This is a genomic window from Oscillatoria sp. FACHB-1406 (assembly GCF_014698145.1).
Taxonomy (GTDB): Bacteria; Cyanobacteriota; Cyanobacteriia; order Cyanobacteriales; family Spirulinaceae; genus FACHB-1406.
In genome coordinates this window covers 122,232-144,274 of record NZ_JACJSM010000010.1, presented here as the reverse complement: position 1 = coordinate 144,274, position 22,043 = coordinate 122,232, and the positions used below count along the sequence as shown (strand labels likewise).

Annotated in this window: 17 protein-coding genes and 1 CRISPR repeat array (1 of these 18 only partly in view); of the genes, 9 read left to right on the top strand and 8 right to left on the bottom strand. The window is 46.7% G+C overall.

Going from position 1 to position 22,043, the window contains the following annotated elements; genetic code table 11:
* Positions 1–193: 193 nt before the first annotated feature.
* From H6G50_RS12370 to H6G50_RS12350, 5 genes are all read right to left on the bottom strand, one after another.
* Positions 194–1,342: a hypothetical protein gene (locus tag H6G50_RS12370; RefSeq protein WP_190716630.1), complete on the bottom strand. Its 1,149-nt coding sequence runs from the start codon at positions 1,340–1,342 to the stop codon at positions 194–196.
* A 112-nt stretch (positions 1,343–1,454) separates the two neighbouring features.
* Positions 1,455–3,308: a hypothetical protein gene (locus tag H6G50_RS12365; RefSeq protein WP_190716628.1), complete on the bottom strand. Its 1,854-nt coding sequence runs from the start codon at positions 3,306–3,308 to the stop codon at positions 1,455–1,457.
* Between the two features lie 43 nt (positions 3,309–3,351).
* Positions 3,352–4,764 (bottom strand): hypothetical protein, encoded by a 1,413-nt coding sequence (locus tag H6G50_RS12360; protein WP_199302854.1) that lies wholly within the window; start codon positions 4,762–4,764, stop codon positions 3,352–3,354.
* Positions 4,736–5,494 (bottom strand): hypothetical protein, encoded by a 759-nt coding sequence (locus tag H6G50_RS12355; RefSeq protein ID WP_190716626.1) that lies wholly within the window; start codon positions 5,492–5,494, stop codon positions 4,736–4,738. The genes H6G50_RS12360 and H6G50_RS12355 overlap by 29 nt, the downstream gene beginning before the upstream one ends.
* Before the next feature lie 103 nt (positions 5,495–5,597).
* Complete coding sequence (locus tag H6G50_RS12350; protein WP_190716624.1) at positions 5,598–6,641, bottom strand: hypothetical protein; 1,044 nt, start codon at positions 6,639–6,641, stop codon at positions 5,598–5,600.
* 571 nt (positions 6,642–7,212) lie between these two features.
* On the opposite strand from H6G50_RS12350, the gene H6G50_RS12345 reads away from it, so the two are divergent.
* Complete coding sequence (locus H6G50_RS12345) at positions 7,213–7,566, top strand: helix-turn-helix transcriptional regulator (protein ID WP_190716622.1); 354 nt, start codon at positions 7,213–7,215, stop codon at positions 7,564–7,566.
* 114 nt (positions 7,567–7,680) lie between these two features.
* On the opposite strand, the gene H6G50_RS12340 is transcribed toward H6G50_RS12345, so the two are convergent.
* Positions 7,681–8,823 carry a citrate synthase gene (locus tag H6G50_RS12340; RefSeq protein ID WP_190716620.1) on the bottom strand — a complete coding sequence of 381 codons (1,143 nt, stop codon included), beginning with the start codon at positions 8,821–8,823 and terminating at the stop codon, positions 7,681–7,683.
* 154 nt (positions 8,824–8,977) lie between these two features.
* On the bottom strand, positions 8,978–9,844 hold the full coding sequence (locus tag H6G50_RS12335) for a WYL domain-containing protein (RefSeq protein ID WP_190716618.1): 867 nt from the start codon (positions 9,842–9,844) through the stop codon (positions 8,978–8,980).
* 314 nt (positions 9,845–10,158) lie between these two features.
* Here H6G50_RS12335 and H6G50_RS12330 point away from each other — a divergent pair, with 314 nt between their 5' ends.
* From H6G50_RS12330 to cas3, 4 genes are all read left to right on the top strand, one after another.
* The gene (locus tag H6G50_RS12330; protein WP_190716616.1) at positions 10,159–12,867 is read left to right on the top strand and encodes a CRISPR-associated protein Csc3; all 2,709 of its coding nucleotides are present in this window, start codon (positions 10,159–10,161) and stop codon (positions 12,865–12,867) included.
* Between the two features lie 39 nt (positions 12,868–12,906).
* Positions 12,907–13,944: a type I-D CRISPR-associated protein Cas7/Csc2 gene (cas7d, locus tag H6G50_RS12325; RefSeq protein ID WP_190716614.1), complete on the top strand. Its 1,038-nt coding sequence runs from the start codon at positions 12,907–12,909 to the stop codon at positions 13,942–13,944.
* Between the two features lie 122 nt (positions 13,945–14,066).
* On the top strand, positions 14,067–14,843 hold the full coding sequence (cas5d, locus tag H6G50_RS12320) for a type I-D CRISPR-associated protein Cas5/Csc1 (RefSeq protein ID WP_190716612.1): 777 nt from the start codon (positions 14,067–14,069) through the stop codon (positions 14,841–14,843).
* Positions 14,836–17,115 carry a type I-D CRISPR-associated helicase Cas3' gene (cas3, locus tag H6G50_RS12315; RefSeq protein ID WP_190716611.1) on the top strand — a complete coding sequence of 760 codons (2,280 nt, stop codon included), beginning with the start codon at positions 14,836–14,838 and terminating at the stop codon, positions 17,113–17,115. Before cas5d ends, cas3 begins: the two co-directional genes overlap by 8 nt.
* Here the strand turns inward: cas3 and H6G50_RS12310 are convergent.
* Complete coding sequence (locus tag H6G50_RS12310) at positions 17,110–17,703, bottom strand: Uma2 family endonuclease (protein ID WP_190716609.1); 594 nt, start codon at positions 17,701–17,703, stop codon at positions 17,110–17,112. The two genes, cas3 and H6G50_RS12310, sit on opposite strands and share 6 nt — an antisense overlap.
* Positions 17,704–17,873: 170 nt before the next feature.
* Between H6G50_RS12310 and cas6 the strand changes: the two genes are divergently transcribed.
* The 4 genes from cas6 to cas2 all read left to right on the top strand — a co-directional run bounded on the left by cas6 (position 17,874) and on the right by cas2 (position 20,837).
* Entirely contained in the window at positions 17,874–18,698 is an 825-nt protein-coding gene (gene cas6, locus H6G50_RS12305) for a CRISPR-associated endoribonuclease Cas6 (protein ID WP_190716607.1), read from the top strand.
* Between the two features lie 62 nt (positions 18,699–18,760).
* The gene (gene cas4 / locus H6G50_RS12300; RefSeq protein WP_190716605.1) at positions 18,761–19,399 is read left to right on the top strand and encodes a CRISPR-associated protein Cas4; all 639 of its coding nucleotides are present in this window, start codon (positions 18,761–18,763) and stop codon (positions 19,397–19,399) included.
* A gap of 12 nt (positions 19,400–19,411) precedes the next feature.
* Entirely contained in the window at positions 19,412–20,416 is a 1,005-nt protein-coding gene (gene cas1d / locus H6G50_RS12295) for a type I-D CRISPR-associated endonuclease Cas1d (RefSeq protein ID WP_347239927.1), read from the top strand.
* A 145-nt stretch (positions 20,417–20,561) separates the two neighbouring features.
* Entirely contained in the window at positions 20,562–20,837 is a 276-nt protein-coding gene (gene cas2, locus H6G50_RS12290; RefSeq protein WP_190716603.1) for a CRISPR-associated endonuclease Cas2, read from the top strand.
* Between the two features lie 251 nt (positions 20,838–21,088).
* A CRISPR array of direct repeats spans positions 21,089–22,043; the repeat unit is 37 nt; unit sequence GTTGCAACTAACATTAATCCCTATCAGGGATTGAAAC (it continues 882 nt past the right edge of the window).

Genomic DNA, 22,043 nt, shown 5'->3' with positions numbered 1-22,043 from the left:
ATCGCGCTCTTACCCATAACTTGCTGTTAAATCTTCCATTTCAGTATCGTTTAAATGGCTGAATACATTTGGGAAGTTTCTACGATATTCCCGCTCTCTTGCTAAAAGCGTCTTATCAAATGTTGTCGATAGCAAAAAGTGAGTTTTGTGTAAGTTTCAAAACTAATGGTGGGCAATGCCCACCTTACTAAAGTTACCCTTGCTCGACTCTTTTCAAAGGGCGATCCGCGAAGCGGATCCCTTCGGGTGCGCCATTTCCGCGCGGTTCAAACGCTACCACTCGCTGCGTATGTCCCCGATAAGCAATGCCCAATGTTTCCGCACTGGTGAGCCATTCTTCGACGGAATCGGCAATTTCTCGCAGCAAAGCTTCAAATTCAGCGCGCGAACTGTTGAGGATGTATTTATGCGCCAACCAGCGAATAATACTGCGTCCGGAAGTGGCTAAGCGATGGCGCTGGGAAGCATTAACATCTTCGTTGAAATAACGCAGCATAATTTCTTCTAGGACATCCCAAGCATTATCCGCCCCGAAGAGTTTTCTAACGTCTTCTGCACCGAGAATCTTGAACGATTCTTCGAGCAATTGCAGTGCTTCAATGCGGAAAACATTGACGTGACCGTAGGACGACCATTTCAGATTATTTCGCAGATCTAAACCCGCCCGCCGCACCGTGGCAATACTGCCAAAACTGGGATCGAAGGCGCGTTCGCGAATCACGTCAGAGATGCGTTTGTCGCGCCAAAATTCGGCGACATTGTTGACAAATTGCACGAATAACCCATGAAATTGTGTATTCGGTTTGGCGCTGCGCATCGGCGGGACGGTGGTGTAACCGAAGACGCGGCGATAGGTTTGCATCCGTTGCTTGTAGGTATAACGCAGGATGCTGCGGCGATCGAAGCGGTACAACCCATAAGCGCCATCGCCGCTGGAAAGGCGAACTGCACCGGCGTTGAACAGTTCTTGGAGTTTCTTGACAGCGCGAAATACGCCGACTTTTTCGTGCTGGTAGAGGTAGTAGAGATCGGCAACAGCGAGGATGCGATCGCTCGCCACTTGTTCGTCATACCCCTCAACATCCTGCGGCAAGCGCGTTTCGCTCACTTTCGGGGCTGCTTCGTTGCCAATGCCGATTAGTTCGGCAAAACCGCCATCCGGCGGGGCGGGCGCTTTCATTTCCTCGGTTACAACTCGCGCCAGCATATCCTCGATTTGTTGGGTGAGTACGTCGGCGAGTTGCGGGTTTTGTACCAGTTGCGGCCCCAATTGGTCTACGAGGGTTTCTTTGAGGGCCGCGAGGCGTTCTTGTAAGCTATGATTTTCTCCGTTCTTTGACATGATAATTAAGTCTCCTACCCTACTAAGTCGGGCGATCTTGGGTGCTAATAGTTCGGATGGTTTAGGGGAAAAATCTTAGTGTTTTCCGGAAGACAAGAGCGAGAGTCAGCGATTATCTATTGAGATCGCCTGCATCAATCGCGCGCAAAGAAGTAATCGGCGGAATTAACTCCTGCGCCAACCGTTTCACTTGATAGAGTTGGAACGCTAAATCTTTGAACGATCGCGTTACTCCCGCGCGACGATAGGCACTATTGGGAACGGGAACAAACGATGCGGCTTGCACCAAAATGGTGAGTCGATCTGCCGTATCTTTTAGCGATCGCGCAATCCCAATTTTGCCGCCAGATCTCGCCAATGCCGGCCCTTCTTGCGTTGCAAATCGCATTACCCAAGACAGCAATCCTTCAACCGTCATCGCTGGGGTTAGTTGCAGTCCCTTGGTATAAAGCGTGCCATCGGGAAGCGGGAATTGTCCCGGCGGTAGATAGCTAGACGTACCATAAGTTGGAGGGGTATTGTTCGAGAGCTTGACTTTGGTTTTCGTAAAGTCAATCCACACCGATTGCCGTTCTGCCGACCCCAGGAAAACGAGATCCATAATCCGATAAACTTCCTGAACCGATTCCGCAACCACTGACAGCGCTTGAGATAACAACACCAGTTGCGAACCGACAAACGCACCCGCCCCAGAATTTTCGCTGTAAGTCTTCCAACTTCCTCTCAGAGAAACTAAATAGTCCCGAATAATCAGGTAATTGCCGTAATTTTGTTCTTCCTCAACCGTGTTTACATTGGCGCGGTTGAGTCCAAAAATATCGGCTAACTCTCGCATTTGACCGCCGACAATTTCGTAGGGGTCTTCAGGCCCAACATTGCCGATAAGCATTTGGAATAAACTATCAACCCGCTGAGCGCGAGGGCCGCCTTGAGTGCCGAGTTCGTTGACCAATTCAACGACTTCCGTGCGGAAAATCGCACGCGCCGCTTCCATATTTTGCGGGTCTACAACGGCATTCAAGGGATAAAGTTTATCCAACAGCGGCAGCATTTCATTTAAAGCTGCTTTCGCGCGATGGTAAAGGCTCGCCTGCGCGCCACTCACTGCACCGCCGAGTTCGGTTTGGACGGTGCTATAAGTGCAGGGAGTCCAGATATAATCGGTGCGTCCGTTGGTTTCTTGGGGCGTAAACGCTTTCGTGAGGGAGGCAACAAACGCTTTGGGATCTTCTTTGGAAGACCGGCTCAACACTTGACTTAAGGCACTGTCTACAATTTGTTGTAACGTCCCTCCCGAACCGTCCGAGGTTGTTACCGCAGTTCGGTAGCCAGAGCGCTCTACTTGGTCTAAGGTGGGTAATACATCGATCACTTGGTTTTCCCAAGTATCTTCGATTAGAGGAAAGCTGGGAATTTCGCGGTCGAGGACATCAGGAATTATCCAAGTTTCATAGACCTGAATCGCATAAGTTGTCTCGCTGCTATCATTGTCATTAGAAGTAAAGTTTTTGTCTGCGACAGAAAACTGCGGAACCGGGAATTTTAAACTTGTATTAGCATCCCAATCTTGCCAATTCCAGGTCACTCCTTCTGACTTTACCGTCGATTCCCATCGGTTGTTCTTAAATTCCCCGATCTCGACCTCTCCTTCGCTGCTAAACAGAAGTTGTTTTCCCTGATAAACTCTGAAGAAAAGATCGGGGAGGTCGTCCATTTCGTAAGGTTCTTGTCGAAAAGCATCTTTTGTAAATTCAATCTCAAAGAAGCCGTAGGAATCTGTTTTTGCTCGACCGAGGCGATCGTCAAATCGCTCGTCTTTGTCCCAGATTTCGACCCAGAGACCTGAAGTGTGGTTTCTCACCGCTTGGTCTAATTGTTTTTGCTGGTCTGGTGTTTTTTGTGTCAACAATTGCAGGGTTACAATTTCTTTGGTAACAACCAAACCGCGAATGCGATACGTTGTCATAATTCTTACTCCTTGTAAGATTTTGGATTCAGCCAAAATCGATTTATCTTCGTTCCAATGCTTTGTAGAAATTTTGGGTAATGATTTTCGGTTCCGCCAAGCGCCGATCCAACGCCGATCGCGAAGCCCCAATCAAAAACCGTTCGGGAATAATCCCCGGATCGTTCCCCGCCGCTAACCGTTCGCCCGCTTCCGCAATCATTCGCTGATGTTGCGGCTTAAATCCCGTCACTTCGGCGAGGGTTTTATTGCCCAATTCCTTGTAGGGCGTAAAGCAGATGGTATCGACGACTAGTTTGTGCGCTTTGCCGAAACTTTCCAAAAATTGGGCGGGAATTGTCCCGGCGCGGGGGTTGGGATACAGGCGTTCCCAGAGGCGCTGGTAGTTACTGGCCGCTTTGGGAAATCCCATACGGCGCAACAGTTCGGTGCTGATGAAAACCCGCAGGTAAGGCGTGGGATGCACCGCGCCGGGATGGAAGTGTAAAGTGCTGCGGGGGCCGCGTGCGGCGATATCCATGAGGGAGGCGACGATATGCGGCCCGCCGAGAAGCAAACCGGACATATCGGCGAAGGTTTCGCTGTGCCAGCGACTCCAGGTTTTAGCGATCGCTGGACTCATTCCCGCTTGTAACAGCCGCCGCGCGATCGCGTTGGGAATGGTTTGCCGCAGATTCAAATCGGTCTGCAAGTTATGGGAAACTTCGTGCAGAACCGCGCCCAACGTCCAAGGGTTGACCAAACGGTGATAAGGAAGTTGAATCAAGGGAAAGGGATTGATCTGCTTGCTGAGTTTGGTTAGCGCAATACCGCGTCGGAAGGTGGCGGGGCCGAAACCTGTTTTCATGTACGAAAAGGGCGCGGGGGCGGGGACGGATTTCGCACAACCCAGCCCCATAAAAACGTCTTGGTAGCAGTCGAGGGCGATGCGATCGCACCCCAGCAGCCAATTGCCGAAACGACTTTGCCGCTGTCCGAACAACTCGAAGTAGAAATCCCAGATTTGTTCGATCGCTTGTACCCAATCGTGCGATCGCTCTTTCCGCATCAGTAGGTCTTGCAAGCGATCGATTTCCGGTTGCGCGATCGCCGCCCGCGCGCTATCGCTGATTTCCCGCGACATGACTCGCAACTGCGATCGCAAATTTTCGATCAATTGATTGGCTGCATCGATGTGTGCGTCGCTGGGGCTTGCGGGTTCCGTCCCAAACTCGTTCCGCAGGAAGGGACGCAGGGCGGCGGCGTGGCGGACGGTATTCAGCGCTTGCACGCGCAACCAGGGGTCTAAATTGGGCGGTTCGACGAAGCCATCGGCAGCGGGTCGATGGACGGGCAGTAAGTCCTTATCCCAAGCTTCAAAGGAGCGCGTCGGGGTTTTCAAAAGTCCGTTCATGGCAAATAAGGGCGCGATCGGCAAGGGGATATTTTTAGGCGGGAACGCGGCTGCGTTTGCCATTGCGACTGGCGATCGCTTTAGCTTGATGCTGGGCGCGATGGGATTTTTTCATCGCTGCTTTGACTTTTTGCGGATTGTCCAAAACGTTGGCAGTATTAGCCGCCAGCGCGCGCAATGCCGTCTTACTCGACAGCGGTTGACCTTGTTCCACTTGATTAGCCAGCGTTTGCACCGTTCCTTTTAAAATATCGGGCGCGGTTTGCAACAGTTGGCGAGTGGTGGGGTTTTTGTGCAGTGCGTGTCCGATTTGGGAAACTCCCCGGACTAAGGTGGGGGCAAGGGAAGTAATCGCTTTGGCGGCAGAGGGAATTAATCGCGCTGCCATCGGCACTAATGCACCTAAAAAAGCTTCGGCTTCGGCTTCGCTTTCGCTGTGGGCGGCGCGATACGCCAGATTTTCCATAACAATTTCGTACTCGCTCATCGGTGTGGTTTCATACTCGTATTCGTACTCGTATTCGCCTTCACCCAGTCCGAAGGAATTGCCTAATCCGCGCAGCAAATTACCAATAAAGGGATCGCCTTCGTATTCACCTTCGTACTCGTACTCGAATTCAAATTCGCGCTGTCGCCGTTTTTTTCCGCCGCCGAGTAAACCGCCTACTGCTTTAATGGCGATCGGTGCGGCTTTGGCCAGCAGCGGGGCTAACAGGGGAAAAAATTGCTCGCTTTCGTATTCGCTGGCGTATTCGCATTCGTACTCGCGATCGGTTCCGTTGTACTTACACATTGTTTTTTGACCTCAATTTCGATTTCATGGGGTAGGTTGGGTAGAGCGATAGAGAAACCCAACGTATCTATTGTTGGTGTTGGGTTTCGTACCTCAACAAAACCTAACGTTCTTTAGCGTGCATTTTCTCCACCTCTGAAGCCCACTTTGAATAATTCGCCACAAATTGGTCTACATACTGCTTACCTCGAACTGAAAGTTCGTTGTATTTTCTCGCGATATCCGCATTATTAATCTTCACAGCAGTTGGCTTGCCCTTTTTACGTCCCCGTGTTTTGGGCAGACTCATGTGTTCAATTTCCCACTCGCCTTCGTATTCGTACTCATACTCAGACTGCTTGGCGGGTATAGCTTTCGCAACCTTCTTCGCTGCTTGTTGCGATCGCACCATCGCTTTGGCGCAAGTCATGGGATTGCCCAGCACCTTTTTCGTTTCTCCCGCCATCACTTTTGCGGCTGTGGTGGGGGTAACAGGTCGTCCTTGAGCGGCTTGTTTGGCTAATTTCTGCCCCGTGCGGGCAACAATCGTCGGAACGGTTTTAACTAAAGGACGAGTTGCGGGCGATTTCCGCAGCGTGCGCGTTAGGGTAGCTGCACCTTTAACGATTTTGGGGGAAATGCGAGCCATCGATGCCGAACGGATGGGGATAATTCGAGCGGTAAACGCCCCGGTATAGGCTTCTGCTTCGTACTCGCTTTGCACTTGGGACGCGATCGCTGCCAGCGCTTCGGCTAAAGCTTCCGGCTGCACCGACGTTTCGTACTCGTCCTCAAATTCGCCTTCAAACTCGTATTCGTCCTCAAATTCGCCCAATTGTCCGGCGAGGGAACCGAGGGCTTGACCGACTCCGGGGCCGCCAATCGCCGTTCCGACAGCGCGAGCCGCGATGGGGGCGACTTTTTTGAGAATAGGAGCGACTTTTTTCGCTAAACTCCGCAATTTTTTAAAAAAGGCTTCGCTTTCGTCCTCGTATTCGTACTCATCTTCGTATTCGTACTCGTACTCGCCTTCGCCTTCAAACAAACCAAGCGCGCCGCCGACTCCTTTCAGGGCATCGCCTAAAAATTCTTCGCCGTCGCCTTCGTACTCGTCTTCATATTCGTATTCGTCTTCAAATTCTTGCTGCATCGTTTCGCCGTCTAGCATGATCCGACTCCTTACGAGAAAATGTTCTGCATTTCTCAGGTATAACGAGGGCAACGCGCGATCGCACAGTCGCTTTTTTGAGTGTCACTCATTTGAGCGACAAGCTCCAGCCAAATTTCCCCGATAGTACCCGAACGGGTACTGCAACTCAAAAAAAAATATGCTAAGTTACTACATATGTATTTCTGATTGAAATAATTTCTGAATAAAATCGAATCTCACAATCCTATTTTTTAAATTAAAAATGAAGTCCCATAAACTTTGCTTAAAAAAATCTTCGATTTAAAAATGATAGGCTGACAGAAAGATCGAACTTTAACCATCTGCCGATTTAAGTTTGAATTGAACCCACTTTCTTTTGAAACAGAGTGAATTTATCCGAACGCAAGTTACAAACGATCGCGCGAAATCGACATAGCGATTGAGTTTTAGGGCAATCGTGTGGGGGCATCTATTAGCGTTCAAAATTTTTCGTGTTTTTGTTTGTATAGAAAGAAACAAAAAAGTTCCGGAAAACATCGAAAAAATTGAGAAGCTTTTCAAAGTAATATCTAGCCGATTCACACCAATAATGAGTTACCCAAATTTTTTATCGAGTCTCAACCGTGAAAACTTAGATAAAATTTCGCAAAAACGCTCTGTTTCTGAAGCGCGAGCGGAGAACGAAATTACTGAAATCAGTCAAAATTCAGCCTCTTTGCCTTTCAAAGAAAACGGAGCCATTCATTTAAGCCCGCGCGAGCAAATTGTCGCTCAGTTAGTAGCTTGCGGTCTTCCGAATAAGTGCATCGCCAAACATTTGAAGATTAGTCATTGGACGGTTGCAACTTACCTGCGGAGAATTTTTCAGAAACTCGGCGTAAATTCGCGATCGGCGATGGTTGCGAAGTTACTCGCCGCCGATTTGCTGCCTGGGAAAAGCTAAACCGTGCAAGCTTGCCCTACCCCAAAAAACTCGGGTGGGGCAGCTTACTTTTAAATGGGTTTCAATCTGTAAAGGTGAAACTTAACAAGACTTACGCCCCTACCCGCCCCGATGCTAACGCTCCTCAATGGGAAGGTATGATTGATTGTGGTCGCCTACATAAATTTGTGTCGGGCGGAAAATACGATTTTCGCGGATTTGTTCGCGCCAGTGGGCGAGCCAACCGGCAACGCGCGCGATCGCAAAAATCGGCGTAAATAGATCGGTTGGAATGCCCAACTTACGATACACCAACCCCGAATAAAAATCGACGTTAGCGTAAATGCCTTTATGCCCCAACTTCTCTTCAACAACCCGCTCTAATTCCACCGCAATATCATAAGATTCGTCGTATCCCGTTTTTGCAAACAGTTGTTCGGCGAGTTCTTGCAAAATCGTCGCGCGCGGATCTTTGACTTTATAAACCCGATGACCAAAGCCCATTATTTTTGACTTGGTTTCGATCAATTTCTCGACGTAGGGCCGAACATTTTTAACCGAACCAATCTCTTCGAGCATGAACACGACTTCTTCATTCGCTCCGCCGTGGAGCGGTCCGGCGAGGGTTCCGACCGCTGAAGCGACGACTGCATAAGGATCTGTGAGCGTCGAAGCCGTCACCATCGCGCTGAAAGTCGAAGCATTAATCGTGTGTTCGGCGTGAAGCATTAAACACACATCAAAAACCTTAGCAGCTAGAGGATCGGGAACTTGCTCGGTGAGCATATACAGGAAGTTCGCCGCGTAATCCAAGGTATCATTGGGTTGTACCGGGTCGTTGCCTTTCCGCATCATTTTAAACGCCGCAACCATTGTGGGAATTTTTGCCAGCAAGCGCACAACAGCTTCTCGGATGTATTGAGGATCGTCTAAAGCACGGCGGGAATAAAATAGCCCTAAAGCGGCGGCGGATGTTTGCAGTGCATCCATCGGATGTCCGGTTTCCGGGAAGCACTTCATCATGTCTCGGATGTGGTACTTAATGCGTCGGTGCTGGCAAACTTCGCGTTCAAAGGCGCGGAGTTCTTCCACTCCGGGCAAATAGCCCCAAATCAACAGGAAGGCGGTTTCGAGGAAACTGCTTTTTGCTGCTAGTTCCTCAATGCGGATACCGCGATATTCTAATAAGCCGTTCTGGCCGTCTACATAACTAATACCCGATTGAGCGGCGGGAACGTTAGCTAAACCAGGAATATACTCACAAACGGGTGCGCTCATAGGTTAACTTAAATCCTATATGTGAAGCGAATACTAACAAATTCTGAGGTTAACCGATCGCGCGATCGCTCGTCGTCGCAGTTTTTACCGAAGATTTTACCGCGATCGGCAAGTAATAGCGGAAGGGACAGGAAATTGCGTTCCCCAGTTTCCTCTAATCATCTGGCGTTTCGGGGCGTAAATCGAGGTTGTAACGCTGGCAGAGGGTTTTGAGTTCGCCGATGAAGCGATCGCGCATTGCCGGGGGCGCAACAATTTCGCAATCCTTACCGTAACGAATCACTTCGCGAATCAGCCAGAAAGGATTAGAGACTTTGCGAATCACCTGGCGCACTTCACCGATAACCTCATTTTCAATATCGTCGGGTTTGGGTTCGTAAGCTCTGACCAACCAACCGCGAAAATGTAAGTACACTTTTATGGAGTCGAGTTGTTCGCGCCACTCGCCTGTCAGTGGAATCATTGAGAGAATGCGATCGAAGCGCAAGCAGCGATTGTGCCGCAGTTCGGGCAAGTCAGTGCTATCCTCCGTTTCCTCGCACCAAACTTGTAAGTACGTTCGCTTTTCGTACTGGATGACCTTAGCGCAGCGGACTGTATATTCTAAAGTCTGTTCCTGAGAATTGCGGTAGGACAAGTGAAAGGGCTGTTTGGCTTCAATCAGTTGATTGACTCTAATTCGCCATGCTTCGATCGGCTGACCGACTTGTTGCAGCAAGCTCTGTCTGAGTGGGGCTTCTAAGTTTCCGCGATCGAGGAGGAGTAGCATTAGAATTTGGGCGGATTCGATATGACCGGCATCGATCGAGTTCGCGATCGCTTGGCGCAGAGCCTTGACCTGGGAATGGTTGAGTGTAAAGGGTTTGCCGACTTCAACCTCTTCTTGCGCGATCGCGGCGAGCAGCCCAGAAATGCTAGGGCTTTTGCCCCAATAGATGCCGAGACGGGCCGCGATCGCCTCTAGCTTTTCCTTGGTTCCGGGCGGAATTGACAGTGTAATCGTTTCTTTCTTGCGGGGCATCCTCTAAATATACTTACAAAACCTTGACAACCTAAAAGATTGATGTAATGATTCTATTATTGCACATACAAACAGGCAGAAGCTACAGAAATGTACTTTCGACTGCCATTGAGAACATTAGAGATTGATTTTGGGATCGACCCTCAATCTCGAATCTTCTAATCGGAATTCAAAAAACTCGCACCATTGGTGCGAGAACTTCATTGAACGTATCTAACTGCAAATATTCGGCAGTATAAAAATGGACTGAAGCGTCATACTTCTCTGCTTCAATCACTCCCGACTGGGATCGGATCGATTCTTAACTAAAAATCATGGTTGGTTTCTTCGACAAAAAAGAAGCTCAAAGCTTAGACGAGCGGTATTTCTACGAAGTTCGCCCTCGACTTTATGAATTACACGCCCAACACGCCCAATATGGAACTCGTGAAGGACGCACGCTAGCAGAACATTTGGATTCTGCCTGCCAGTTCGTGCTGACAGCGAGTAAAATTGCTAAAACGCCTGAAGATAAACGAGCTTGTCTGTTAGCTGCTACCGCTGTCCACGATTTAAATAAGTTAACTGATGATGGTCGGAATGTAAAAACTTTAGCGCGCGATCGCACCTTTCTCAAAGAACAACTCGCCGCTGCTTGCGTTAGTGAATTTGCCAAAACAGAAGAAGACCTCGAATTGATTCGGCGGATTATCGAGCGTCATTCCGGTCATAATACTAGCGACGGAATACGTTTTTTGCCCGAAAATCCAGATATTAAGCGCTGGGCAGCTATGTTAATTGGCGGTGACTTATTCGATCTAGGTATTGATAAAGCCACGCGAATTCGTAAGGTTGAAAATGAATTGACCGTTGCTTTAAACCGTCCGATTCAACTCTTTGAAGTGACCTTATCTGCCGATCGAGGATACTTGACTTCTCTACTGCTATCTGCGTGCGAAGAAGTATTACGCGCTCGCGATTTACAGATTCTCGCGATTAACCCCGATGGACTCATCTTTATCGGTGAAGCTTTCCCCGCAGAAGATATTTCTCCATCAATCGCCCGAACGTGGCAAAAAAAGATAGATCGCGTCTTTGGAGGCAATGTCGAGCAACTGTTAAAAGCAACAAAAGACGGAATAAAAATAGATTCGCAAGCCATCCAACAAAACCCAGAAGCAACCCTTGAAGAAGTCGATAAACTGCTTCTTCGCAAAGCAAACGGCTACAAATTTGACAAAGTAGCAGAAACAATTAAGAAATATAGTCAGGATGCGGGAGAAGATGCTGTCGCTGCTGCTCTTGCTGTTGGGCTAGAACCGATATCCAACGCCGAAGAATTTGCCATTTCCGAAGGACTCAAGACTGCTTATTTAAGCTACCGCGCTGCCGGAATTAGCACCAAAGAAGTTTGGGCGAGAATTGCCGAGCGTGTTGGCATAACACCAGAGCAACGTAGCGCGTTAGAACCTTTTAACCCGCAGTACGGACGTTGTTTATTTGCAGCGAAAGCAGTAATTAGTGGTTTGGATTCTGTATACGCTACCTTAGAAGATTCTTTTCAACTGAGACAGACAGAAGACAGTGAAGTATCGACAGAGTTAGTTGATGCCGTTCGACAACTGTTGAGCTTTCCTACCGCGACAAATTGGCGGGGTTATGAAGAATTAACCGCTTATGTTGAAGCCAATCCTCGCCAGCGTTGTTCCTTGGGTACAACCTCACAACACGTCGGAGAATTAAGTTCTCCTAAAATGCCACCTGCGACAAAGGTTCAAGCTTTTTCCAATCGTCTGCCTGGAGGAATGATTGCCGAACCCAAACGGAGGGCAGCTAATTTATTAGCCCTAGGCTACCAGCTAATGGCAGTAGGAGCAAATTTCCCCAAAACTGTAAAAAATGACCCTTTATACCTTCATTTTTCCTTACCGAAGGGAGCGAGTCCCGAATTGAGAGCAATTTGGCAAAAGTTTTTGCAACAGACAGCAGAGGTTAATGAGGATGGAGCAGTAACAGTTGACGAACTACAACTTTATCGCGATAACATTAAAGTGTTCAAGGCGAATAAAGTGGTTGGCTTAGCCTTACCCAAACGTGCGGAGTTTATTAATTCGACAGTAACGATTCCAACGATTTGGGGAGAAGTGAACAACTCAGTAGCGCTGCTGAAATCGCTTCGCCTTGCTTTAGAGATGAGTTTAGCCTTAGAATTCGGCTTCCCTTTTATTTTAAGTGCGAACTTAGAAGTTGAGCCAACTTGGAATGCGTTTGGAAGCGTTGAAGGCATTCCTTCATCTTTACAACCTCTCTTGGGTAACGGACAATATTGCCGCGATGGGCATTTATCAGAGAAAAACAGAAAAAAAGTTTTGACAGCAGAACGAGTTTTAGAGCGGTTGCGCTGCCTTGGAAAACTTGCTGTTTCTGTAGCAAGCCTTCAGAAAAAAGATGATTGCTTATATGACTTAGCAAAGGCAGCTACTCGCCCACTCAATTTTTATTACGTTCTACTGCGTTGGATTTTGCGAGAACAAGACGATCCTAACTTAGAGGCAATCTGGACTCGCATTCGTAAACCTTTGAATACTTTATTGGAGAGTTTAATGTCAGAAGAACATGAACAAATTTCAAGATATCTTAAGCAAGCTGCTCATTTAGCTGTTGTCGGTAAGCTGTGGGGAAGTTCATATCGAAGAACGGCTCAAACAGAACCCTTTTCGGATTTTATAAAGGCAGTCAAGTTGCGTAAACCTCATATGGACTGGGAGACAATTTTTGCTGCCCTCTCTCAGCAGTATCATACCCGACTCGATCGAATTCGCGAACATGGTGTAGGAGCAACGAAGTACGAACAAGTCAAAGCTTTTTATGATGTACTCAGAAAATTTTTTCATGATATTTACCAAGAGCGCCCAGAGCGCTTGCTCGCAGACAGCAAGACTTTAGAGGCAGCTTACCTTTTTTTCTTAAAAGAAGCGCAACAGCAAGCGAAAGCAGAGCTAGAAAAGTCAGGTGAAATCAAGTCATCTGAAGCAAAGTCATAACTTGCACTATTCATGAATCGCAAACAGGAGGAAATAATCATGTCTATCGAAAAACTACAACCTTTTCTTGCTCCAAACTATGAAAACTTCCCGAAAGGTCGGACGATTGGCTTAGTTGTTCTCCGCACCACCAAATCAGAAACAATTTTTCGGACAGAAGGAACGGGAGAGCCGATGTGTGCGGAATACGTCCAGGCAGGCGTAACTCATACAGAATCAATTCCTCGGTTGGTGATGACCAAACGCAAACAAGTTGCCCCAGAACGGCGCAAGGGGCGAGAATTTTTACGGTCTCATAACCTCTTATACCCTGCACCGAAAACCAAGGAACTTTGCGCGCTTAATACTAACGCACCGTGCGAAATGTGCATTGATTGTTTCCTTTATGGGTTTGCCGCAGGTGGAGAGGGCGCACAAAAAAGTCGCGTTTGGACTGAGGATGCCTTTACTGTTTTACCGAGTACGGAATTAATCGGCGATCGCACGATTAATGCTATTTTTGAAACGGGAACGATGCGCGATGAAAAAGGAAATGCTTCGACAGCACTCAATACCAGCGAATATATCAAACCGGGCGTTCATTTCCTTGATATCGTTACCCTGAAAGATGTAACAGCAGATGAGCTTCGGTACGTTTTGGGTAATATTTTACTAACCACTCGCTACGGGGCAGTTTCGAGTCGAATCGGGCGGATGGATAATCAAATTATCGGAGTCTTCGGTGGTATAGCCGAATTACCCAGTTCCCTTGAATTAGTTCAAAATGTTTACGATCTGCTCAAAAAAGAGCGACCCGAGCTAGAACATCCTTTCGAGTTAGAAACTCTGCTAGCTGCAACAGCAGAAGCTATTGCAACTTGGAACAATAAGCGAGGAATTTCGATGCAACTTTCAGCAGCAGAGTGTGATGAGCTAATCGCTGATGTCGATCGCCATTGGTCTACATCAGAGCAGGAAACGTTTCTTAAACGCTTGAGCGAATCTTACGAACCTTGGCGAAAAATAAAGGGTGAAAATTCTGGCAAGAAAGGGAAAGATAAAAAAACGAAGACAGACGTAGAATCTGGCGAGTCATAAAAGATTCAAGTAAGCTACTCTCTTCCTAATGGGGTGGGCAATTGTCCGCCCTAAATCCCACTTGCAATTTCATTGTTGAATTGGGGAAACATCGTCTGTTCCTTAACTTCTAGTTGGTCTTTATGAATCCCGCTTCATCTTCGGGTCTGACAAAGTATTCTACTGCGTCTTTAATCGAACTCTGGTGTGCCGAACCGATATTTTTTGCTTCGCGAGAACTGTCGGATACTTACTACACAGAAAGTGCGATCGGTAACTATGCTCTCGCTTATGCGCTAGGATGGGCGCGATCGCCCTATCGCCTCATCGGTGAAGAAACAGGCAAACCTCGTTATTTTGAGGATTTAACGCCCCTGAGCGGTCAAAGTTATATCCTCCCCGCTTGGCCGATTGGAGGCTCTGCATCGCTGCGATTCGAGCGTTTTAACGCACTTTCCGACGCTTATTGGTATGCGATGACGAATAATCGCGTCGCCACGGCGCGGGAAGACTTACCGCTCAGTCGCACCGGCAAAAAACCGAATAGCTATCGCCCCAGTAACTTTCCTCAAACCGGCAGATTGCGACTTATCGAACGAGGTAATCGGTTTCAAACTATTGTATTCGGCGATCGCGAACTCCCTGAATATATCCGCGTTGGCAAATTTATCAGCAAAGTTCGAGTCGAGCAAGTACAGCAACTCAAGGTTCGCGAACTTCCTATCGATACCTACTCTTGCAATACTTATCTTAATGTCGCAGACTTGCCTCAAAATATCGAGCTTTTAGCTTTCGATCTAATTGCAATGCCTCCAGCTTCACTCCTCAAAAATTTACGCTTCCGAGGGGCTGCATGGCAAATTGGCAACTTTATTTGTCCGGCAAATCTTAATTTCTGTGGAGGACAAGATCGTGACTAATTTAAACATCGTTCTGGAACCTGCTAGTATTTCAAGTTGCTCTGACTTTCCGCCAGAACTAGAATTCTTGAAGCCAGCATTACAGCATCAAGTTGATGTCTATCAAGCTGGTAAATCTTGCGATATTATCCTGGACTTGGCAGCAACGGGGACGGGGAAAACTAAGGCAGGTTTAAGCCTTTTGCTTCACAATCCCCAACGTAATGCGGTTTATGTCGCGCCGACAAATGCTCTCATCGACCAACAAACAGAAGCTGCTGCAAAGTTCGTTCGCGATGCCAACTTGCCGCATATCGTCAAAGCAGCATCAGCAGCACAAGTCCACTCTTGGCGAAACGATCGCGTCGGTAAGCGCTCTGGAGAAAAAATCTATAATGTTCTGCGAGAACCTGCCACTCTTTTTCCAGAATGTGGCGGCGGTAAACCGATTTTATTGGTGACAAATCCCGATATCTTTTATTACGCTGCTTTCTTTCAATATAATCGCCTCGATCGCGCCAATCTCGCTAGCGAATTCTACAGCAGTTTTGCCACAGTTATTTTTGATGAATTCCATCTCTATAGTGCCAAGCAACTCGTTAGCTTATTTTTTTATCTCGCGCTATCTCAAGTCTTCGGTTACTTTCAACACAATCGCAAAATCGTTCTCCTGACCGCCACACCGGAGCCTGCTTGCGAAGAAGCGCTTAATCTCCTCTCGCAGCATGGCGTAAGAATTGCTCGTATTGACGGAACAAGTCAGGTCAAAAATCTCATTCCTTCTCAAACAGAAGTACGATTAGAGCTTCGCAAATATCTCGATAAAGAAAGTATGATTGCTGAGATAGCAGCAGAAGTTATTCAACGGCTGCAAGAGCGTCCTAACCAATATGGAGCAGTTATTCTCGACTCGAAGGATACCCTTAATCGAATTTCAAGTCGCTTAACAGAAAAGGGTTATAAAGATTTATGCGGTAGAATAACGGGCGATACTCCTAAAGAAAAACGTCATGCTGCCGCCCAAAAACAAATAATTCTCGCCACCAGTACCGTTGATGTTGGGTTCAATTTTGAGCGAGAGAATTCTCCCTCTCGTCAAAATTTAGACTGGCTCATTTTTTCAGCCCGCGATCGCGCTTCTTTTTGGCAGCGAGTCGGTCGTGTCGGTCGAGTTTTAGGGAAACCAGAAACGACAGTTGCTTCAGAAGCAATTGCTTATTTACCTGAAAAAGCATGGGAAGAAGGAATTACAGAGTTGGACTTACAGGGCGGACGTGAAGCCTTGAAAGGAATGCTAGAAAATCTGTCTTGCATGAAGCATCCCTTCCTAGAAATATACTGGCGATCGGAAGCATTTTTAGAGATGGCTAGACCCCTCCTCGAACTTCAATGCTATTTGGCTGGGCTTCCTGAAGAAAGCTTAGTTCTCCAACTTTACAATACCTTACAGAGCGTTCTAAATGGAAAAAGAGATTGGGATTTTCAGCGCAAGCGAATGAATGTTATTCTCGGTGCTGAAAATATTGTAAAAGCAGAACTTTCTGGAATTAAAAAGAAGTGGAAAGACATCAAAGGAGGTCAAAGCTGTGTTATCAGTTTTTTACGAGCAAACTATCCTGAAGAATGGGAAGATGTTAAGAGCAATCGTCTGCCAATTGAAAAAATTGAGGAGTTTATTCGAGCAGATCGAGACAAAGCTGAAGAGTTATTGGAGTATGCCAAAATTCTGACAACCAGTTATAACCCCTTATTTCAGTTTCGAGAAAATTTGTTGCCGAATGTAAAGATATACGACCCTCACAACTTTCTTCTCGACGAAGTAGGTGAAACGAATCTTGACCCTCTACATTTGATGAGATTTTATGAATTTATATCAGAAGGCGATCGCATTATTGTTACTCATCGGGCTGAGGAGACCTACCAACTCGTTTTTGAGCTAGTCGTTCATGAGCTTGAAGAGTTCAAGGCTCGCTATCTCTGTAAACTTTATGCCTTTGAAAATTGTACGCTTAAACGGACATCAGGAGGTAGCATACGTTCGACGGCTCTTTTGCAAGAGCTTACACCATCGTTAATGCCGGGAGTCATCGTTCGCGAACATCAGAAAAATCGCTGGGCAATTTGTAAGCTAAGAAGACAAGGGATAGATAGCTATCCAATTGTTGTTGATGACTTGTTCGAGCAACAAGAGTATCTATTTTTTCCGAGTCTTTCAGGAATTCTAGCTATTGCAGCAGCGGGTATTGCTCTAAAGTGTCCTGATAACGAGGAATTTTGGATTGCTCAATCATAAATCATTCATGATTTGAGAATGTGAAGATAACTCTATATCTTCATATAACTCCTGTACTGCCACATCTAAATCCAGACTTGCTAAATGCAGCGTATCGCCCTCCTTGTAAGAAGACAACACCCACTGTCCCTCCCGATCGCGACGAAACACATCGACTCTCATCCGCGTTTGACTGACGAGGACATACTCTTGTAAAGTTCCGATTTCTCGATAGTCCGCAAACTTATCTCCCCTATCGAAAGCTTCGGTTGTTTCCGATAGAACTTCGACAATCAAACAAGGATAAAGGAGGAAATTTGTCAAGTCGCGATCGCGGCGATCGCAAGTTACCACAACATCGGGATAGTAGTAAGTATTCTGGGTTTCAATTCGGACTTTTGTATCGGCGATGAAGGGCAGACAGCCGCTCCCTCGCAACTTGTTTCTTAAAACAACGTAAAAGTTCCCAGCAATCAACACGTGGTTATTACTAGCTCCTGCCATTGCATAAACTTCCCCCTGACGATATTCATGCTTGACATCGCTGTTTTCTTCTAATTTTAGGTAAACGTCTGGTGGCATAAAGTCGGAACTAGGAATGGAAATCATAGCTATAGACCTTTTTTTGAAAATTTAAAATGAAGCAGCAATTGACGGAATGATTTTAACGGTTTTGAAAGGCTCGAAGAACTTTTTTATCTCGATTTTAGCCTAAATTTCATCAAGTTAAATTGAATCGTAACTCAAGGCTTGCATCCCACGTACCCTAACACAAAACTATGCCCTACAGTCTCGTTCTCAACCTTCTCCCCCGCTCTCCCATTGTTCCCGGATATCTCACCGGCAGGCATTTACACGCGCTATTTCTTACTTTGGTTAGTTCTGTCGATCCTCCCCTCGGAACCTATCTTCACGATAACAGTGCGGACAAAGCTTTTACGCTTTCGCCCTTACAAATTCAGGGGAATTCAAGGCGAGAAATGATGATATGGGAACACAATCGTGCGATTCCGGCGGGGATGCCTTGTTGGTGGCGAATTTCACTGCTTGATGATGAATTGTTCGGCAAGTTAACGCAACTTTGGTTGAATTTAAACCCGGAACGTCCTTGGCATCTCGGCTCGGCAGATCTACAGATTACCAGTATCTTGGGAACGCCGCAGCGGGGGCAACCTTGGGCGAATGCTTGTCCCTACGCTCAATTGTACGATCGCGCGAGCGATCTCGAACTTTCTCTCTCCTTCCAGTTCGCCACCCCTACCGCTTTCCGCCAAGGCAAGCACGATTGCGCCCTCCCCAACCGCGAATCGGTGTTCCAAAGTTTACTCAATCGCTGGAATAAATACAGCGAAATTGAGTTTTCCGATGTCAAAATTGAGAGTTTATTTCCTAGTTTCTTCGATATTAAAACCGTTATTACTCGCGATTCTCGGAGTAAGTTTATCGGTTGCACGGGAGAGATTACTTATCGAATTTTAGGAGACATCGAACCCGATCGCATTAAGCAATTAAATGCCCTCGCAGATTTTGCGCTCTACTGCGGCATCGGGCGGAAAACGACGATGGGGATGGGGATGGTACGGAGGTTAATTGATAATGGATAATGGACAATTGATAATTAAGATGAAGCTGAAAACTTTAGTATTTTTTTTGAAATTTGGAGAACATGAAAGTAAAACAAAATTCAGAAGCAATCTTTGTTCTTGATTTTAAAAAAGAACAAGAAGACCCGATTCAAATCGCAGCGCTCAATCAATACAATTACTGCCCGCATCGGTGCTGGTTGATGTTTTGTGCGGGGGAATTTGAAGAGAATCAATACACAATTGAAGGCACGAGTTTGCACGATCGCGTCCACACTCTCGGTGAAGGTTTTCGCGAGGAAACTTGGCAAGTACGGGCGATTTGGTTGAGGGCTGAGCGCTATAGGTTGATAGGAAAAGCGGATTTAGTCGAGTCAAAAGAAGGTGAAATATATCCGGTTGAATATAAGCGCGGGCGCAAGGGAGAGTGGGATAACGATGAGTTACAAGTTTGCGCTCAAGCCTTATGTTTGGAGGAAATGACGGGGCGAACAATCGATCGCGGTTACGTCTATTACGCCCAATCTCACCAGCGGCAAGAAGTGGCACTGACAGCGGCTTTGCGCGAGGAGACAATAACGACAATTGCTGCCGTTCGCGCACTTTTTGCGACGGAAAAAAGACCGCCTGCAATTTACAGCAAGCGCTGTAAAGGATGCAGTTTGTACGATCGCTGTTTGCCCAAAGCAGCAGAAAAAGTTCAGAAGTATCAAGAAGATTAGTTGAGGAACAAAATGATGGGAACGATTTACATTAACCAAGAAGATGCTTTCATCGGTAAAGTTGACGAGCGAATTCAAGTCAAGGCAGAGAAAAAGACGATTTTAGACGTGCCGTTTATTAAAGTCGAAGGGTTGGTGGTATTGGGGCGAGCGACGGTTTCGCCCGCTGCGATCGCGGAATTATGTCAGCGCAAAATTCCGCTTGTTTATTTAAGCAATACTGGCAAGTTTTTGGGTAAGCTGGAAGCAGAACCGAGTAAGAATATTTTTCTTCGTAGCGCTCAATGGAAAGCCGCCGGAGAAACGCCACAATCGATTCATGTTGTGCGGGGATTTATTCGAGGAAAATTAAAGAATTATCAACGTAGTTTAAGACAGGCACAACGCGATCGCAGCGAACTCAACTTCGACAGCGCGATCGAGCAAATTAGCACTGCGATCGCTAAACTCGATCGCGTTGATAATATTAACTCTTTGCGCGGTTTAGAAGGAGCCGGAAGCGCGGCATATTTTCGCGTTTTCGATCGATTGATTCGGGTAGAAGACTTTACGTTTAAAACCCGCCATCGACCGGCTACCGATGCGGTCAACGCTCTCATGAATTTTGGCTACACATTATTGCGATATGACCTCGAAAGTGCTATCCAAATTGTCGGCTTTGACCCTTATTTAGGGTATCTTCACCTTAAACACTACGGTCGTGTTGGTTTAGCGCTAGATTTAATGGAGGAGTTTCGTCCTTTGGTTGTCGATAGCGTTATTTTGAATGCCATCAACAATGGTAAGTTAACGCGGGCTGATTTTACGGTAGAACCGATTAGTAATGTCGTTCGGCTGACGGATGAAGGGCGCAAAACTTTTTTAACGCTTTGCGAGAAGAAAAAACAGTCTGAGTTCAAGCATCCAGTTCTCGGACGTAAGTGTACTTATCGACAAGCTTATGAAATTCAAGCGCGATTGCTGGGGAAATACTTAATGGGTGAAATCGATAAGTATCCGCCGTTGGTTCTGAAATAATTGATTGCTATTTATTGATAGCTGAATGGCACTGAAGTAAGCGTTGATATTTCGTAGGGCGGGTAGCGTCCACCCGCCTTAAGTCAGTGCCATTCATGGATAGCGTCGTTTGATTTGCCTGAATTTTACCTTTTAAATTGCGATCGTGTTCTTTTTTGTTTCTTACGATATCCGCGAAGATAAGCGCCGAACGAAGATTCACAAGATTTTGAAATCTTACGGACAGTGGATGCAATACAGCGTGTTTGAGTGCGCCGATCTGACAGAAACGCAGTATGCTAAACTGCGATCGCGTCTGAGCAAAGTAATCAAGCCCGAGGAGGACAGCATTTTGTTCGTGCCGCTGTGCGCTTGCTGCCAAAAGAAGATCGAACGTATTGGCGGAATCGAGCCAATCGATCCCACTGTATTTTTTGTTTAATTGCCGGGAGACTGGGGGTGTAAATTTTGGCTCCCTGCTTTGGGAGGCTAGAATCGAGATACTGTAAGCGTTTGATGCCCTTCGTCCCCTTTTTGGTCTCCCGCGATCGCTAGGATGCTTATTCTGTAAAGGTTTGAAGCGTTGTTGCTACCTACCCAATTGACAAGCCGGAGTCTGAAATGGTACTTTAGGTTAAGTCTCCCGGAAATGAACCTTGAAAACCAAATACAGCAAGGGTTTCAGAGCCAGCGGTTGCAACTAACATTAATCCCTATCAGGGATTGAAACGGCAATTGTAGGCGCGGCGATAGCGGATTGGTAGAGAGTTGCAACTAACATTAATCCCTATCAGGGATTGAAACTCCTCATTATCTCGGACAAATTTAACTATGACAAGTTGCAACTAACATTAATCCCTATCAGGGATTGAAACGATGCCGATGCCTGCGTTGCTGCGGCGTGGCTACAGTTGCAACTAACATTAATCCCTATCAGGGATTGAAACAACTTTATCTTGTAGTTTATATCTTAAATAAGGACGTTGCAACTAACATTAATCCCTATCAGGGATTGAAACTTAAACTTTTGTTAGCCTGCGATATTTCCCGCTCGTTGCAACTAACATTAATCCCTATCAGGGATTGAAACACAGAATGGTTACGCCTAGCGCTAATGGACTGCCGTTGCAACTAACATTAATCCCTATCAGGGATTGAAACGTGAATCAATCCCCATTCGATCGCGCGATATCGGCTTGTTGCAACTAACATTAATCCCTATCAGGGATTGAAACAATCAAGATAAACGGTTGCAAGAATTCCTCAAGGAGTTGCAACTAACATTAATCCCTATCAGGGATTGAAACGGTTGATACGATGGCATAATATTCAATCATTGTTGTTGCAACTAACATTAATCCCTATCAGGGATTGAAACCGCGATCGCTTGCGCCGTAGCGATATGGTATCGAGTTGCAACTAACATTAATCCCTATCAGGGATTGAAACGAATTTGTGTGAGTCAAAATGATGGCACGTCGATGTCGTTGCAACTAACATTAATCCCTATCAGGGATTGAAACAGTAATTATTCATGCACTTGTCTCCGATCTACTGTTGCAACTAACATTAATCCCTATCAGGGATTGAAACGCCGCCAGTGGGATGGGGAGGAAATCGCAAAACTCGTTGCAACTAACATTAATCC

Excerpts from the sequence above, each read along its gene's own strand:
- H6G50_RS12370 (WP_190716630.1), bottom strand. The coding sequence starts at position 1,342 with ATGTCAAAGAACGGAGAAAATCATAGCTTACAAGAACGCCTCGCGGCC.
- H6G50_RS12365 (WP_190716628.1), bottom strand. The coding sequence starts at position 3,308 with ATGACAACGTATCGCATTCGCGGTTTGGTTGTTACCAAAGAAATTGTA.
- H6G50_RS12360 (WP_199302854.1), bottom strand. The coding sequence starts at position 4,764 with ATGGCAAACGCAGCCGCGTTCCCGCCTAAAAATATCCCCTTGCCGATC.
- H6G50_RS12355 (WP_190716626.1), bottom strand. The coding sequence starts at position 5,494 with ATGTGTAAGTACAACGGAACCGATCGCGAGTACGAATGCGAATACGCC.
- H6G50_RS12350 (WP_190716624.1), bottom strand. The coding sequence starts at position 6,641 with ATGCTAGACGGCGAAACGATGCAGCAAGAATTTGAAGACGAATACGAA.
- H6G50_RS12345 (WP_190716622.1), top strand. The coding sequence starts at position 7,213 with ATGAGTTACCCAAATTTTTTATCGAGTCTCAACCGTGAAAACTTAGAT.
- H6G50_RS12340 (WP_190716620.1), bottom strand. The coding sequence starts at position 8,823 with ATGAGCGCACCCGTTTGTGAGTATATTCCTGGTTTAGCTAACGTTCCC.
- H6G50_RS12335 (WP_190716618.1), bottom strand. The coding sequence starts at position 9,844 with ATGCCCCGCAAGAAAGAAACGATTACACTGTCAATTCCGCCCGGAACC.
- H6G50_RS12330 (WP_190716616.1), top strand. The coding sequence starts at position 10,159 with ATGGTTGGTTTCTTCGACAAAAAAGAAGCTCAAAGCTTAGACGAGCGG.
- cas7d (WP_190716614.1), top strand. The coding sequence starts at position 12,907 with ATGTCTATCGAAAAACTACAACCTTTTCTTGCTCCAAACTATGAAAAC.
- cas5d (WP_190716612.1), top strand. The coding sequence starts at position 14,067 with ATGAATCCCGCTTCATCTTCGGGTCTGACAAAGTATTCTACTGCGTCT.
- H6G50_RS12310 (WP_190716609.1), bottom strand. The coding sequence starts at position 17,703 with ATGATTTCCATTCCTAGTTCCGACTTTATGCCACCAGACGTTTACCTA.
- cas6 (WP_190716607.1), top strand. The coding sequence starts at position 17,874 with ATGCCCTACAGTCTCGTTCTCAACCTTCTCCCCCGCTCTCCCATTGTT.
- cas4 (WP_190716605.1), top strand. The coding sequence starts at position 18,761 with ATGAAAGTAAAACAAAATTCAGAAGCAATCTTTGTTCTTGATTTTAAA.
- cas1d (WP_347239927.1), top strand. The coding sequence starts at position 19,412 with ATGATGGGAACGATTTACATTAACCAAGAAGATGCTTTCATCGGTAAA.